The 12,371-nt window shown below is 50.3% G+C and carries 16 protein-coding genes; 1 reads left to right on the forward strand and 15 read right to left on the reverse strand.

What is annotated here, in order from left to right; translation table 11 throughout:
- Positions 1-19: 19 nt before the first annotated feature.
- From P2H89_RS12635 to P2H89_RS12665, 7 genes are all read right to left on the reverse strand, one after another.
- A complete protein-coding gene (locus P2H89_RS12635) occupies positions 20-490 on the reverse strand; it encodes a hypothetical protein (RefSeq protein WP_275827240.1) in 471 nt (156 codons plus the stop codon).
- An 81-nt stretch (positions 491-571) separates the two neighbouring features.
- Positions 572-787: a hypothetical protein gene (locus P2H89_RS12640; protein WP_275827242.1), complete on the reverse strand. Its 216-nt coding sequence runs from the start codon at positions 785-787 to the stop codon at positions 572-574.
- 45 nt (positions 788-832) lie between these two features.
- Entirely contained in the window at positions 833-1,804 is a 972-nt protein-coding gene (locus tag P2H89_RS12645) for a hypothetical protein (protein WP_275827244.1), read from the reverse strand.
- Positions 1,805-1,823: 19 nt separating this feature from the next.
- Positions 1,824-2,399 carry a hypothetical protein gene (locus P2H89_RS12650; protein ID WP_275827246.1) on the reverse strand — a complete coding sequence of 192 codons (576 nt, stop codon included), beginning with the start codon at positions 2,397-2,399 and terminating at the stop codon, positions 1,824-1,826.
- A complete protein-coding gene (locus P2H89_RS12655) occupies positions 2,393-3,727 on the reverse strand; it encodes a hypothetical protein (RefSeq protein WP_275827249.1) in 1,335 nt (444 codons plus the stop codon). The genes P2H89_RS12650 and P2H89_RS12655 overlap by 7 nt, the downstream gene beginning before the upstream one ends.
- Positions 3,727-4,146, reverse strand: a complete 420-nt coding sequence (locus P2H89_RS12660) for a hypothetical protein (protein ID WP_275827250.1) — start codon at positions 4,144-4,146, stop codon at positions 3,727-3,729. The genes P2H89_RS12655 and P2H89_RS12660 overlap by 1 nt, the downstream gene beginning before the upstream one ends.
- A gap of 43 nt (positions 4,147-4,189) precedes the next feature.
- The gene (locus P2H89_RS12665) at positions 4,190-5,131 is read right to left on the reverse strand and encodes a hypothetical protein (protein WP_275827252.1); all 942 of its coding nucleotides are present in this window, start codon (positions 5,129-5,131) and stop codon (positions 4,190-4,192) included.
- Between the two features lie 285 nt (positions 5,132-5,416).
- Between P2H89_RS12665 and P2H89_RS12670 the strand changes: the two genes are divergently transcribed.
- Positions 5,417-5,617 carry a hypothetical protein gene (locus P2H89_RS12670; protein ID WP_275827254.1) on the forward strand — a complete coding sequence of 67 codons (201 nt, stop codon included), beginning with the start codon at positions 5,417-5,419 and terminating at the stop codon, positions 5,615-5,617.
- 45 nt (positions 5,618-5,662) lie between these two features.
- On the opposite strand, the gene P2H89_RS12675 is transcribed toward P2H89_RS12670, so the two are convergent.
- The 8 genes from P2H89_RS12675 to P2H89_RS12710 all read right to left on the reverse strand — a co-directional run bounded on the left by P2H89_RS12675 (position 5,663) and on the right by P2H89_RS12710 (position 12,354).
- Positions 5,663-6,484, reverse strand: coding sequence for a hypothetical protein (locus tag P2H89_RS12675; protein ID WP_275827256.1), 822 nt, complete (start codon positions 6,482-6,484; stop codon positions 5,663-5,665).
- Entirely contained in the window at positions 6,438-6,743 is a 306-nt protein-coding gene (locus P2H89_RS12680; protein ID WP_275827258.1) for a hypothetical protein, read from the reverse strand. The genes P2H89_RS12675 and P2H89_RS12680 overlap by 47 nt, the downstream gene beginning before the upstream one ends.
- A 10-nt stretch (positions 6,744-6,753) precedes the next feature.
- Positions 6,754-7,008, reverse strand: coding sequence for a hypothetical protein (locus tag P2H89_RS12685; RefSeq protein WP_275827260.1), 255 nt, complete (start codon positions 7,006-7,008; stop codon positions 6,754-6,756).
- Position 7,009: 1 nt separating this feature from the next.
- The gene (locus P2H89_RS12690) at positions 7,010-7,453 is read right to left on the reverse strand and encodes a hypothetical protein (RefSeq protein WP_275827262.1); all 444 of its coding nucleotides are present in this window, start codon (positions 7,451-7,453) and stop codon (positions 7,010-7,012) included.
- Between the two features lie 36 nt (positions 7,454-7,489).
- Entirely contained in the window at positions 7,490-9,394 is a 1,905-nt protein-coding gene (locus P2H89_RS12695; protein WP_275827264.1) for a hypothetical protein, read from the reverse strand.
- A gap of 41 nt (positions 9,395-9,435) precedes the next feature.
- Positions 9,436-10,875 carry a terminase family protein gene (locus tag P2H89_RS12700; RefSeq protein ID WP_275827266.1) on the reverse strand — a complete coding sequence of 480 codons (1,440 nt, stop codon included), beginning with the start codon at positions 10,873-10,875 and terminating at the stop codon, positions 9,436-9,438.
- Positions 10,872-11,495, reverse strand: coding sequence for a terminase small subunit (locus tag P2H89_RS12705; RefSeq protein WP_275827268.1), 624 nt, complete (start codon positions 11,493-11,495; stop codon positions 10,872-10,874). Before P2H89_RS12705 ends, P2H89_RS12700 begins: the two co-directional genes overlap by 4 nt.
- 139 nt (positions 11,496-11,634) lie before the next feature.
- Complete coding sequence (locus tag P2H89_RS12710) at positions 11,635-12,354, reverse strand: RNA ligase family protein (protein WP_275827270.1); 720 nt, start codon at positions 12,352-12,354, stop codon at positions 11,635-11,637.
- Positions 12,355-12,371 lie beyond the last annotated feature (17 nt).

Genomic DNA, 12,371 nt, shown 5'->3' on the forward strand with positions numbered 1-12,371 from the left:
TCCTGGGCATCCTTCCATCTTATTCCATTTTGAGCCTGGTGGCTATTTCCATGTACCGCTTCCAGAGAGGCCGGAGAACGTTTTCAATAAAGTGCTTCCGGCTGGCTGGATTGAGGCCATCGAGCTTATGATGATACTTGCGATCGATCTCATCTGCTTCTTCGAATGTGGAGTCGTAGACGATCTTGTCCCCCATTACCTTTACCGTTCGCGTTGAATGGTAAAACCCGTTGATATACAGGTTCGGGGCTTCCGGCGGCCGTATAGCGCTGAAAGGTGAAATCTTCCGCTTGTATTCCATGTACCCCACGGCTTCCTCGACTGTATCGAAGTAGGGATCTTCGAGGTAGGTAGGGCGTATCATCTTTCCCTCGTTGTCGAGACCGTTTAAGAGCTGATCCAGGTTATAGTCACGGATATCGTTGGTAGTTTGCTTTACAGCTTCCACCGCTATCAGGTCCGTTTGAACCCCCTCGATTCTATTTAGCATTCCCTGGATTGTCATAAAAAGTAAGGCGGCGATTTAGTCACCGCCTTACAGCACACTCGAAACGAAAGAAAAGAAGCACCACTATGAAGGCAACTGATCCGTAGGCTGCTCAGTTTCTTTTTTTGAAGGCTTCACGGCCTCTTTGCAGAGTTTGTGAGCTTCCTTCAATTGATCTTTTGATAAGCCATGATGGCTTTCATGCTTGACAAAGTCAGTTTCGGACAGTCCTGCAGCCCAGTCGGCATTGAGCGTAATTGGTCCTTCAGGACCTTCGATGGTTACTTTATTGGTTTTCATAAATGAAATATGAAAGTGATCGAATAATGTTTACTGCTATACGGCTTACTTGATTACCACAACCGGCAGCAGTTCGAACCCTGTTATACCTGCAGCATAAAGAGTAGCAACCGTTGGCGGTACGAGCCTGATCTTCGCCCCTGAACCTAAGGCCGTAAATGCGGTACTGTCGAACGTCACGGTAAAGCAACCGAGCGTATTGTCAGCAGCAACTGACGTGATCGTAAGCGCAGTACCATAACCTGTGCCGGTGCCTGCGGTGAAAGTCATCGCAGCTATCGCGGCGCCGATCTCTGCCCATGGGTTTAAGTCCTGGCCAATCTTTGCCGTGGGGATCTTAAGGCCGATCTTGTACACGTTTGCCGCGTGGGCCTGTACATCGTATAGCGAGGTATTCTTAAGAGGAACCAAGTCAGAAATAGCCAGGTTGTTGAACTCGGCATAGGCAGACCGTTTCTTGAATGCTTCAACGTCGTTAAAAGCAATAGTGATCTGGACAACACCGGAAGTAGCGTCAGTACCGTTTTCAAAGCCGCCGCCCAGTATACCGATAGTCGCCATCTCACCTTTTAAATTGCCAGTGGTTTTGTTTTTGTTGGCCCAGAACTGACTGGCATCATCATATGTATAAAGGGGTACCTTTTTACCATGATAAGTGAGCAACGCCTGGTAAGTAGAATGGCCAACTTCGACGCTGTAGGTGTAGCCATACTTTCCATTCCCGAGGTATCTGATCGGTCCGAATGCTAGGCTACCAGTAGTGGGCGCCTCGCTGTTATCGTCCACTTGAAGGATCTCAGGAAAAGGAAACAGTTTGCCGGCCACACCGGTATTCAGGTTAATGGCTGCGAGGATAGCTGCAGTGAATGTTGCTTCATCCCATTTGCCGTTTACGAGATACTCAGCGGGCGTAAATTCCTTGGAACCCGCCAGGAACATCCTGGGCCTGGCCCTTTTTCCTTCGCAGTCAATGACTGGCACGTTATCACCAACTGTTACACAGAGATTGGTAGACATTTTATTAACGTTTAAAGAGTTAGCAAATATTTTTATGGTACATCAAATCGAAATTGAGCCTGAAGCAGTGCCTTGGGTGCATATCGACGGCGACCATGCGATTTTCACGCCGGCTTCCTGGATACTCTCTCAGGACATTGTCTACACCAGTATCGAGACCGGTATAGGTGAACCCATGGAGAACATTCCCAACCAGACTCAGCAGATCCTTGTGGACCTCTTCGTCGGCCCGGTGTGCGATCGTAGGCTTTACCTTGGCGAGATCCAGGAAGTAGACCAGGTGAACCGATGCGAGTTCCTTTGTGCCTTCATGGCGTATTGAGTTCGCCACTCCGAAAAAAGAAACCACCGTCATGTTATCGTCCCAGTAGGTCTCCTCGTAGTCAACCCCGCCGGTAATAGAATCGCCTTTGTAGTTCTCGGCGATGTAACCGTACTTTTGGTCGCGATTCCGGTAACACCTGCCATAAGCCATGTACTTAGGGCCATTCGTTTCGTCTATGTTCCAAAGAGCTATAAGCTTGTTATGAATGAACGTCTGCATCTTCTGGATGGGGACGTCTATTCCAACGGGCTTTGTTTTCAGTTTTAACATAGGTTGACGTTCATGGGCTTTTGCCGTGGAAAGAAAGAGTCGCGCATCCGCTTGAACTCGGCTTCGATCTTTTGGGCAAGGCCCTTTATCCTGGGTGAATCCTGAATCGGTACGGCACCTAACAGTTCGAGCTGTAGCCCAAATCTGTCAAGCTGGTCCTTCAGGATCCTTTCAGTTGCGTTGCTGCGTACTGCGTAAAGGATCTGCTCGATCACGATATAGGCATTGGTCAGGCCGATAACTTCGTCGAACAGGTGAGCCTTCTTAACGATCACATTGGTGAAGTCGCGGAAAACAGACATCTCCAGGTTGATACCATACGGCTCTACGGTGTAGCTCCGCTGGTCCCGGTTGAAGTCATACTCGCCGGCATTCTTCTTCATGTAAACCGGTTCAGCTGAATAGCATAGTGGCTGACCTGCGCGGCATACCTGCTCCCTGATCGCCTTGGCTGGTCCGAGATCATCCTGGAAGTAACCCAGGTAGAATCGTCCGCCTTTGGTAGTTGCGCCGTAATAGCTCAGCACCAGGTCAGCGAAATTGACCACAGTCGCCTCATAGGCCACTGCAGCAACTTCAACCACGCGGATCGGGCTTTTCTTCCCGTCCTTGAAGAGGTAGAGGTTGAAGGTGACGTCCTGATCAAAGAGCAACGTCGCCGCCTCCACTTGCACCGAAATGTTGTTCGCGGGCGCGAGGTTGATTTCATACCCAACAAACTGCCCGGTATTGGTGACAGGCGTATCGTTCTGACCTATACGATTGAACAGTAAGAGCTCCTGCAGATACTCAGGCTTTTGAAACACTGCGTTTAAGCAGCGCAGGACGCAGGACCTTTGCAGGTTGGTCAGGTGCTGATTGAGGTTGGCATCGTTGGCGCCGATCTCCTCCATTGTTTGCCTCACATTGGCCACCGTTACGATGTTGTGAAACTCCTGGAAGTATCGACCGCTTTTGCTCTCCTGGTTCGTTGGATTGACAACAGGAGCACCTGCAACCAGTGATTGGCTCCACCCTACCCTTCCGAAAAGAGCGGGGATTACCCGAGCCTTATCGAACCCGTTGGTATATCCACTACTGCCGGGAAGTGTTGAAACAAATCCTGAATAGTGGATGTAAAAACGCTCGCCTGCGAGGAACGTGCTGCCTTCCAGTTGAAACCCTCCAGAACCTTTTGGGGACCACAGGTCATAGTTCCAGGTACCGTAGCCGACTTTCTCGACGTAGATCTCCTGGCCAGCAAGCCATGGCACATTCACTGCAGATGAGCCCGCAATGGGGTCATACAGCTGGCCACGGCCTACTACTATGTCAACTGGTTTTGGCATTACTGCAGAGGGGGCTTAAGTAAATACCACACTTTTACCTGGGCATTCATCGTACCCGACCCGGTACTTAGCACCCGTAATCGTGACCACGTGACCCCTCCCGTAATCTGGAATGCAGTTGACTGGGTGGCTACGTCGGTATTCGTGTAGGCGCTTCCTATATCAACCCAGTTCGTCCCGTTAAGGGTGCCCTGGAGTTTAGTGGTGCCGGCTACCGTACCGTTAATTTTGGTGATCACGACCTGGGCGTTGGCCAGGCTATAGTTGCCGGTAACAGGGAACTCCTTGCTCACTGTGCCGGCATTGGCGATCGTGTCGCCAGCCACTAAGGGCATGGCGACTGAGTTCTGTGCTGAGGCAGTAAAACCCATACTGGACAACAGCAGAGCCGCTCCTAAAAAAGCAATACTCTTTTTCATATCTGTTTGAGAGATTGAAACCTTGTTAAAAAATTGGGTTGACTTACGAAGCTTGAGCGAACTCGATGATCACAGAATCCGTTCTGCTGGTGGTGTAGACGAGCGGCGCCTTGTTGTACGAGCTATCCAGAGACAACTCGAATTCCAGCGTTACGTCCTGCGCACTTCCGTTAGTACCGGATGTATCGCTCCTTTGAGCATAGCCATGCAAGGCGAAAGTGAAGCCCAGGTACGTGAACGTTCCAAAGCCTCCGTTGTAGGTGTTATAATCACCCCAACCCCTGATGTTCAAAGGAGGAACCCAGTTGAATGCGCAAGCTCCACCTTGAGGCATCGCCATTACGATACCTGACGCATAGTTCGCGTCTTCGAGCTCTACACTTTCAACGATGTTGGTGCCAGGGAACTGGAATGCCAGGTTTGTGGCGTTGTTTCCGCCTTGGGCTGCTTGGTTGTCAAACGCGATTTGCATGTTGCTATCAGCGATCACGTCAACCAGTCCGCTGAAATAATTCTGCTTGAATACAGACTTCAACCGCTGCAGGAACGAAGTGGCCTTCGCTGCTTCGATCTCTACCGCGTCATTAGCCGCGTTGAAGCTTGCTCCCTTAAGTGTAGGCTGTTGAGTGGCACGCTGTGCGCGTAAGAAGGCGATTGCTTCGGTCTCCTTGTCTTCGAGGATGTTCATGCAACACTGCTCCAGCTTATTTGCTAGAACGGTATTGAAATCTAACACTGAGCGATCCAGCAGCTTCAGACTGATGGTGGTTTTATCGCTTTTGGAGGTCCAGGCGAGGGTGACCTTCGCGCTGTCATCAATCGTTCCTGTGTGGTTGTGAGTACGACCGTTGCCGGAAGCCCTTTTCGTACGAGTGAGTAAGTGCGCCTCGATGGGGCGATCTTCTCTCGTCCGAAGGATTTGAGCATCTTCCACCAGGAATTGCTCGTTGTTAGTAAGGAGATTGAAAGCGGGGGCGGGCTTCATACGCATTTCAGGGTTCGCGTATCGGTCCGCTAACATAGTTTGAGCAACCACGAGGTTACTCGTATCAAAGTTTGCCATTGATTTGAGGCTGTGTAGAAAGTGGGACCTCAATACCCTGAGGAAAATACCTTGGAGACGTACCTTGCTCCGGAGAACACCTTAGCCCGCGTACCTTGGGGCTGGTGTAAAATTGAGAAGAAGAAATGAATCAGCAAAATTTATTTTCAAAAACTTCTGAAAGTTCGTGCAGCAACTTTGCTTCATATCTTCAGCAAAACCTATTTTATGAGCGAGTACAAAGCCGAGAGCCAGTATCAAGTATTCCAATTGACAGATTCAAATCTTTCTTCTGCCGGCAGGCGGATTTACGGGCTAATCGATACCCATGCCAAATTCGATGACTTCGGCGATGCAGAACAGTGGATCCAAGCCAACGGAGAGCGGCAGGTAGACTATACTATACTGGAAATCTATAGAAAGAAATAACCGCCCGTGGACACGAGCGGTTGATAGGAGGCATGACAGGTGATGCTATTCGTTTGCTTTGAAGTCTTTGTCTTTCATTGCTTCGGAAGCTGCGGACATAAACTCCTGACCATTCAGGCTTTTACCCTGATCAGTAAATTGCTTTTTTAGCTCGGTCATGTTGGTCGCCTTGGTAGTGGAATGCTTGTCCTTTCCTTCTCGGCCACCCGGATCCGGCGCAGGAATACCAATTTTCTTTTCATTCATAAAGGCTTTCACGACGTCACCAACCGGAACAGCATTACCCAGCTTATCGGTCTGCAGCTGACCACCTTTATACGGCTTCATTGTCCCATTTTCGCGTTTAAACTCGTACCCGTTACTCTTCATTAAGGCGATTACCTCATCCTGCGAAAGGGCTGGACCTTTGTCACCAGGTGCCGGAATATGCTTGTACAGTTCGCCATTGATGTGGACGGCTTCTACTTCGGTCTCCTTGGTCGCCAGCTTCGTTTCCAGGTCAGTCACTGTGCTCGTGAGGGTAGCGATCTTGGTTTCATATTCCTTAACCTTTGCGTCCGGAGCTTTGCCCTCGTCGGCGATTACCTTGGTTTTGTATGCTCCAAGCAGGCCATCAATCGTTTTTCCGGTGAAATCGAGGCTGTGCTTTGTTTTGGCTTCCTTAATCTCCATCTCGACACCTGCTTCTTTGCCGCGGGTGTATTCGTTGTTCTTGAGCGTGGTCACCTCGGCTTCGGTGAAGGCCTGGAGCTTATCATCGATGGTCAGGTCGACCTCTTTTTCATCCTTAATAGCAGTTTCAAGATCAGCCTCCTTGATCTTAAGAATTGTCGCGATCTGGGCCAGCGTGTGCTTCTTCAGTGCCATTTGTATTTTCGTTTTGTGCGTTAGTAAATGGGTTACGTGTCGTCAGCAGTATCGGATGATAGAGCTTTCCGAACGTCCGTTGTGTATTATATATCCGACGGGTCGCCACAATTTCCGCCACCTCCTCATCGGAAAGTTCAAAGCAGGCCGTCATGGGGGTACTGGGATCACTACGATCGAGGAAGACCGGCGGCGGTCTATACTCTGGTTGATCCTTGCCAAGTATCAGGTTGGCTTCGGGAAATTCAATTGGCTGCATGCAGTTTCGGTTAATCGGTCCGTAATATGCCAAACTTCCCGGTGTTGGACTTGGTCATCTTCGAGTATGCCTCAAGCATCGCCTCAAACTGTGACTCCTCCAACGCAAGCAGGAAACTTTGGCCTGATTTGGTTACGACAACTACCCCATTATAAAAGCCCGGGTAGTAGTAGGCTATTTCGGTTGGTAGGCATTTGCCCATGACCACCTTCTCCTTTTTCTCGGAATTGGCGAGACACATGGGCACCTCAAGGAATGGCTGCATACTATTCCTCCGACTTGAGGTACATAACGGGATTAGTTGCCTCAGGACCAGACGCAGCACTGTTTAAGGCCTCCGCCTCCTTTTCAGAGATCTTCACGTTTTTGCGTACCAGCTTCAGCTTTTCGAGCTTTCCATTAACCCGCTCCATACGCCACTCTTCGTAACCTGTGGTCGCTTCGCTTTCCTCCTTGGCAACCTCTTTCTTCTTCGGTGCTGGCTTCTCTTTGCTAGGATTCTGCACCTTACTACCCTCGCCGCTTTTATCCGATTCTGGGTTGAACAGAGTGTCGAGTATTTCAGCGATCTCGTCAGGTGTGTAGGACTTTTCATCCATGCCTAGCTGCAGCGAAAGATCTTCGCGGAGAATACCCTGCTCTTTGAGGGGCTGGTACTTCTCGATTGCGCTTTTTTTGCGCAGGTGGTTCATTTTCTTTCCTTGTGACATTGTTAACTATTTATGTTAAAAAATGAGTGAACGTAGTTACACTATCGGGTCAGGTTGTTGTTGAGGGCCACCTGGTGCAGGCAGCTGCTTTTTTGCAACGATCTTCGGGGCCACCTCGGGCTTAACACCAAACACGAACACTGCTGCATTTTCCTTGGCCTCCGGATCCATGTTCGGGTCAGCCATCCATGCCTGCAATGCCTGAGTACCGCCGACACCGAGCTTCACTGCCAGGGGCGTATCGTCCTTCAGTCCTACCCCTTCCTCGACTTTTTTGATGGTATATGTTGTCAGGTCGCTTTTAAGCTCTTCAACCGTGTGGACCAGAATAAAGGCCATGGTTCTCGAAGTGCGCCAATCCAGGTAATAGGCCTTCCTTACGCGTTCGAATGGCGGGATCGGCCATGTCTCAAGCTCCTCATTTGTATTATGGATATAGGGCTCCACGTCCTTGAGTTTAATCAAAACGTTTAGCTTGACCTCGTCATTGTAATACTTCGCCTCATAGTACTCGACCAGTAAATCGTTCAGCACTTCCTGACTTACATTTTTCTCACGCGACTCACTGTATTTGGTCCAGATCACGTCAGGTCCTTCGATCAAATAGCGCCGGCCGTAGTTGACTGAACTGCCTTTATACGTAGGCATCGACATGTTAAGGCGGATGGTGAAGTCCAGTATCATCCTGTGGCGACGCTCTGCCATGTCGCTGAATGGATGAAGGCGATCGGCCTGCGGCTTCAGTTCGTCCATAATCTCGGTCGCAGTCTTCGCCGCGCCGTCTCCATTGATGGCCATGCCCTGGGATCTTACCCTTGACATCGTGCCCCATATGGTCACGTTCATCACATCCTCGAGCAGCTGCAGGTCTGAAGTCGCGATCTCGTAGTAATCCTTTGAGGGGGTAATATAGCCAGCGACGTCGGGAGTTACCTTCACATCTTCCTCGCCACCTGTCTTTTTGGGATAAGGCAAAAGTTTCACATCCGACACCTTAGTCATGGCAGACTTGCCGGTCCCCTTACAGGTCGGGCACTTATCCTCACCCTTCCAGCCGGTTCCGGAACATTCCCCGCAGTCGTCCGCGTACTCATAGTACTTCGGAAAGCCATGCATGATGTCGTGCGTGATCTTGATGCTGCCCTTCATGCAGAAGTGCTCGGCAAGTTCCACCGCTTTGTCATAGGGAGAAAGAAAGCCTACGGCAAACTGCGGATCGACTATATCGCTATTTACCAAGGCTGGTACCTCGCCAAAGAAATTCGGGATGGTGAATTTGTCCAGGATCCGCACTCGATCCTTGTCTGTGCGCTTAACGATGTAATCGTTCGCATCATCTACCAGGCGGTAGATCTGCTCGTCTTCCTTCAGACCCATTTCGCGCTTCTCTGCAGCGGTGACATTGAACACCACATAATCAAGCTTTTGCCCTTTCGGCAGATAATCGTAAATGCAGGTAATCGATTTATAGGTAGGGTAAACGAATGAACGGCCTTGGGTTCTTGCCTGCAGGGCGTTCTGCACCGACATCATCTCCACGAATACCAGGCCATACGGATCGTCTACAACGTGCGGGCGCCAGAACATCTCAACCCATTTGCGGATACTGTAGCCGTCCCGAACGTCCATGGCCAATGCAGCTGCGCGCTGATTGAGTTCGTCGGGAAGGTTAAAGTAGATCGATCCACCTCGTGCCGAAAACACTTTGTCGACGGGTCGATCTATACGGGCAAACAGGTCCTTGTTTGACCTGGTGTACTTTACCCGAAGCTTGTGCAATGCCTCCTTTTCATACCCCTCGATTGTTGATAGATGCACCTCAAGGCCTTCGCCATACACGTGCCGCCGCATTGTCTTATTGTATGCTTTGCCCTTATTGACGAGGTCCTTATTGGGGTTCCCTACAATAATGTCCTGAATCTGTTGCTGATTGAGTATCATTTTTTTAAACTGCCGATACTGACATCGGAAAGATTAAAAGGTTAAGCTGCTGTTGAGCCCTTGCGAGGCCTGTAAACTTCGAAATACATGCCCATGATCAACATGTCCATGTAGTCGGGCGATCTGCCCAGTAATTCCTTCATATCCTTTTTCTGCAGGATCTTCTTCGGGGCTTCATCCTTGTCGACATCGATCCGCTTTAGTACGCCCAACTCCTCGATAATCTTTTGCTTTTGTTCCTCGGTACATATCACCCTTATTTCCCGGTTGTTGATCTTAGCAGCCAAGGTGAAGGCACATTCGCTTTTAAGGTTGCCGTAGTCCTTGATGTTGATTGCCCGGCTGCCACCGTGAAACTCTTTGATACCAACCAGGTAACTCTCCAGGTAAGCACCGAGGCCGTCACTGTCGACCACCGTCTTGCTGTGTGGCGTTGCCCTGGCCACCATCACCTTCTTCAGGTCGGTCTCAATCTCCTTCCCCTTGGCCAGCGGTTTGTCAACCGGTATCGTCACTACCATGCCCGTCCAGGCGCCAATGATGAAGCGATCGCGGCCATGCATGGCTAAGTCGGCGCTGATCCGCTTCTCCCCTTTCGCGATCACGTGCGCGTTTGTGAACATGTCGCATATCGCATCAAACTCACACAACGCAGCAGGATCGTCGTCGTAGTCCCAGTTACCGAACAGCAGGCGCTCCTTCTTTACCTTATCATTTAGCGACTGCAGTTGCTCCAGGTAAGTGCTTTCGTTGGCCGGGTTGTCCTGAACAAAGGCCTGAATGAACATCCGTTTCGCGGACAGGGTCTTACGCTTCCATGGGGTGTAGAACTCGTAATAAAGCCAGTTCTTCTTCGGGTTGCAGGTGATGAAGAGTAAAGGCCTCAGTCCATACTTATCGTTAAGGTGCCGGCCTATACGGCTCTTCAGGACGTCGTACGCACCAAAGTTCACCTCACCAGCTTCTTCGATCCATCCTTGCGTATACTCAAAGGACCCGAAGCGCTCGTACATTTTATCCGTAGGCAAAAACCGTAACGCAATGAAGTCAATTCGGCTGCCGTTGGAAAACTCCAGATAGTGGTCCTTTTCCCGATACTCAACCCAGTCAACATCTTCTGGAGGGCTGCCCTTGGCACCTGCGACGTAGTGTACACCATAGGTCTTAAATACCTTCTGGAAGGTCGAGAGCGTCGCGTTTCGCAGATCCGTGAGCTTATCCCGGCCGACAAAGTACCTGGTGCCTGGATAAAGCAGCGCCATGAACGTGAAGTACGTGGCACCCGTCCAACTCTTCGCACCACCTGCCGCGCCTCCATACAGTATCTCCCGAACATCGCCTGAAAGGAGAGCTTTGAAGGCCTCCTGCTGCTTCACGTTGTTACCCCGCTCCGTGATCGTTATAAAGTCAAAGTCACCCCGTTTAAAGAGCTCCTTATTTAGTTCAATCAACGGTATGTTAAGCAGGTCGAGGCCATTCATCCGGCCGATTTTTGCTTCATAGCCTGCAAGGCCTTCAAATCCGTATCACTCAAAGAACTTAAGTTGATATTGTTCACTGGTGCCGGCGCCGGCTTCTTTATTCCAAAGTGGTCAGCCAACAGGCCCAATGCCTGCAACTTCGACCAGAGCTTCACCTTCGTAGTTGATGTACCAACCATCTTCGGGCCCTTCGGAGCCTTTGGTCCTGCAGGAACAGGTGGTGCCGCGCCGTCTTCGTCTCCTTCCTCCAGATCAATGTCGTCGTCCCCCATGCTTACATCCTCATCAACTTCAATGTGTGATATAACGGCGGCAGTATCGTCGTCAAGCTCGGTTATTGGCTTCAGCCGGCCCTCTTCATCGAACAGCCGGCGCGGATCCGAGTAAGCCACACGCGCGATCTCCAGGAGCGTCCGCTCCATGCTGATATCGAGCTTTGCGGCTACCTTTTCCTTTTTCTTAGACAGGTAAGCCTGAATATTGACTTTTGTTAACAAACGAGAAGCGATGGAAGCGGCGGTCTTTTTGGAATAGCCGGCAGCAACTGCCGCACGGGAAGCGTTGAAGTCAACGAGGTACTCGTTGCAAAAGTGTATTTGCTGATCTGATAGTGAAGTCACGCTGGAAACTATTTATGTTTCAAAGCTTGTTCAAAGGTAGGGAGTTAGTTCACAACTTTCAGTTTTTTGTGAAACATTATTCTTATCGGTTATGTATGAGCACAAAAAAGCCCGGCGTTAATCCGGGCCAAAACTTCATTTAAAAATAGACGTTGTATATCGGCTTATCGGTGCCGTTCTTTTCCGGTAGATAATTTCCATCCTGTTTGAAGTGGTGCACGAACTTGGTAAGGAAATCGACCTTCCCGCGGCGCTCCACTCTCCAGATGGCACCTTCGACAGGATCAAGCGCACCATGACCGGAAACCTTTATCGCTTCACAGGCCGCTTCTATTGAATATGCCGGCCCGTAGCTGAGCAATTTTGGAACCGTGAAGTCGAACCCTTTTACCCTGCTCTCAAATTCCATATACGGCAACCGCACCTTGTTCTTGAAGACGTCGAACGGAACAAACGGTTCATGCGGCAGATCGTACCTGGTGCCATGAGCCTGAACGAGCCACTCTCCGCAAATCCGCTCATTATCACCCAATAACCGGTCGAATCGTTCGATGTTGGCCTTTACCCACTGCGAAAACATAATATGCTGCTCATATGGCGAGCTTAGAGCCGGATATCCCGCGCGCGTTAATGCTTGAATGGCCCCGTCCTTTACACGCGCCACACAAACATTGCTGCCGTCGAGCTTCTCCTGGACGATCACGACATCATGCCGATCGCGGGTCTTTTCAGTTGCTATGCGTGCCTGCCCATGCTCGCAGTGGTGATCACCGGAGCCAAGCCGGCTGCCAGGCAGGTGAGGTATCGATCCATATGCCTTATATCCCAAAGGCTTCTCAAACTTGACCTTTTCGTTCATGGTGCTAATTTAAAGGT

Source organism: Paraflavitalea sp. CAU 1676 (assembly GCF_029223285.1).
Lineage (GTDB): Bacteria > Bacteroidota > Bacteroidia > Chitinophagales > Chitinophagaceae > Paraflavitalea.

What these genes read in the sequence shown, in the direction of transcription:
- P2H89_RS12635 (WP_275827240.1), bottom strand. Translation starts at nt 490, where the DNA reads ATGCTAAATAGAATCGAGGGGGTTCAAACGGACCTGATAGCGGTGGAA.
- P2H89_RS12640 (WP_275827242.1), bottom strand. Translation starts at nt 787, where the DNA reads ATGAAAACCAATAAAGTAACCATCGAAGGTCCTGAAGGACCAATTACG.
- P2H89_RS12645 (WP_275827244.1), bottom strand. Translation starts at nt 1,804, where the DNA reads ATGTCTACCAATCTCTGTGTAACAGTTGGTGATAACGTGCCAGTCATT.
- P2H89_RS12650 (WP_275827246.1), bottom strand. Translation starts at nt 2,399, where the DNA reads ATGTTAAAACTGAAAACAAAGCCCGTTGGAATAGACGTCCCCATCCAG.
- P2H89_RS12655 (WP_275827249.1), bottom strand. Translation starts at nt 3,727, where the DNA reads ATGCCAAAACCAGTTGACATAGTAGTAGGCCGTGGCCAGCTGTATGAC.
- P2H89_RS12660 (WP_275827250.1), bottom strand. Translation starts at nt 4,146, where the DNA reads ATGAAAAAGAGTATTGCTTTTTTAGGAGCGGCTCTGCTGTTGTCCAGT.
- P2H89_RS12665 (WP_275827252.1), bottom strand. Translation starts at nt 5,131, where the DNA reads ATGAAGCCCGCCCCCGCTTTCAATCTCCTTACTAACAACGAGCAATTC.
- P2H89_RS12670 (WP_275827254.1), top strand. Translation starts at nt 5,417, where the DNA reads ATGAGCGAGTACAAAGCCGAGAGCCAGTATCAAGTATTCCAATTGACA.
- P2H89_RS12675 (WP_275827256.1), bottom strand. Translation starts at nt 6,484, where the DNA reads ATGGCACTGAAGAAGCACACGCTGGCCCAGATCGCGACAATTCTTAAG.
- P2H89_RS12680 (WP_275827258.1), bottom strand. Translation starts at nt 6,743, where the DNA reads ATGCAGCCAATTGAATTTCCCGAAGCCAACCTGATACTTGGCAAGGAT.
- P2H89_RS12685 (WP_275827260.1), bottom strand. Translation starts at nt 7,008, where the DNA reads ATGCAGCCATTCCTTGAGGTGCCCATGTGTCTCGCCAATTCCGAGAAA.
- P2H89_RS12690 (WP_275827262.1), bottom strand. Translation starts at nt 7,453, where the DNA reads ATGTCACAAGGAAAGAAAATGAACCACCTGCGCAAAAAAAGCGCAATC.
- P2H89_RS12695 (WP_275827264.1), bottom strand. Translation starts at nt 9,394, where the DNA reads ATGATACTCAATCAGCAACAGATTCAGGACATTATTGTAGGGAACCCC.
- P2H89_RS12700 (WP_275827266.1), bottom strand. Translation starts at nt 10,875, where the DNA reads ATGAATGGCCTCGACCTGCTTAACATACCGTTGATTGAACTAAATAAG.
- P2H89_RS12710 (WP_275827270.1), bottom strand. Translation starts at nt 12,354, where the DNA reads ATGAACGAAAAGGTCAAGTTTGAGAAGCCTTTGGGATATAAGGCATAT.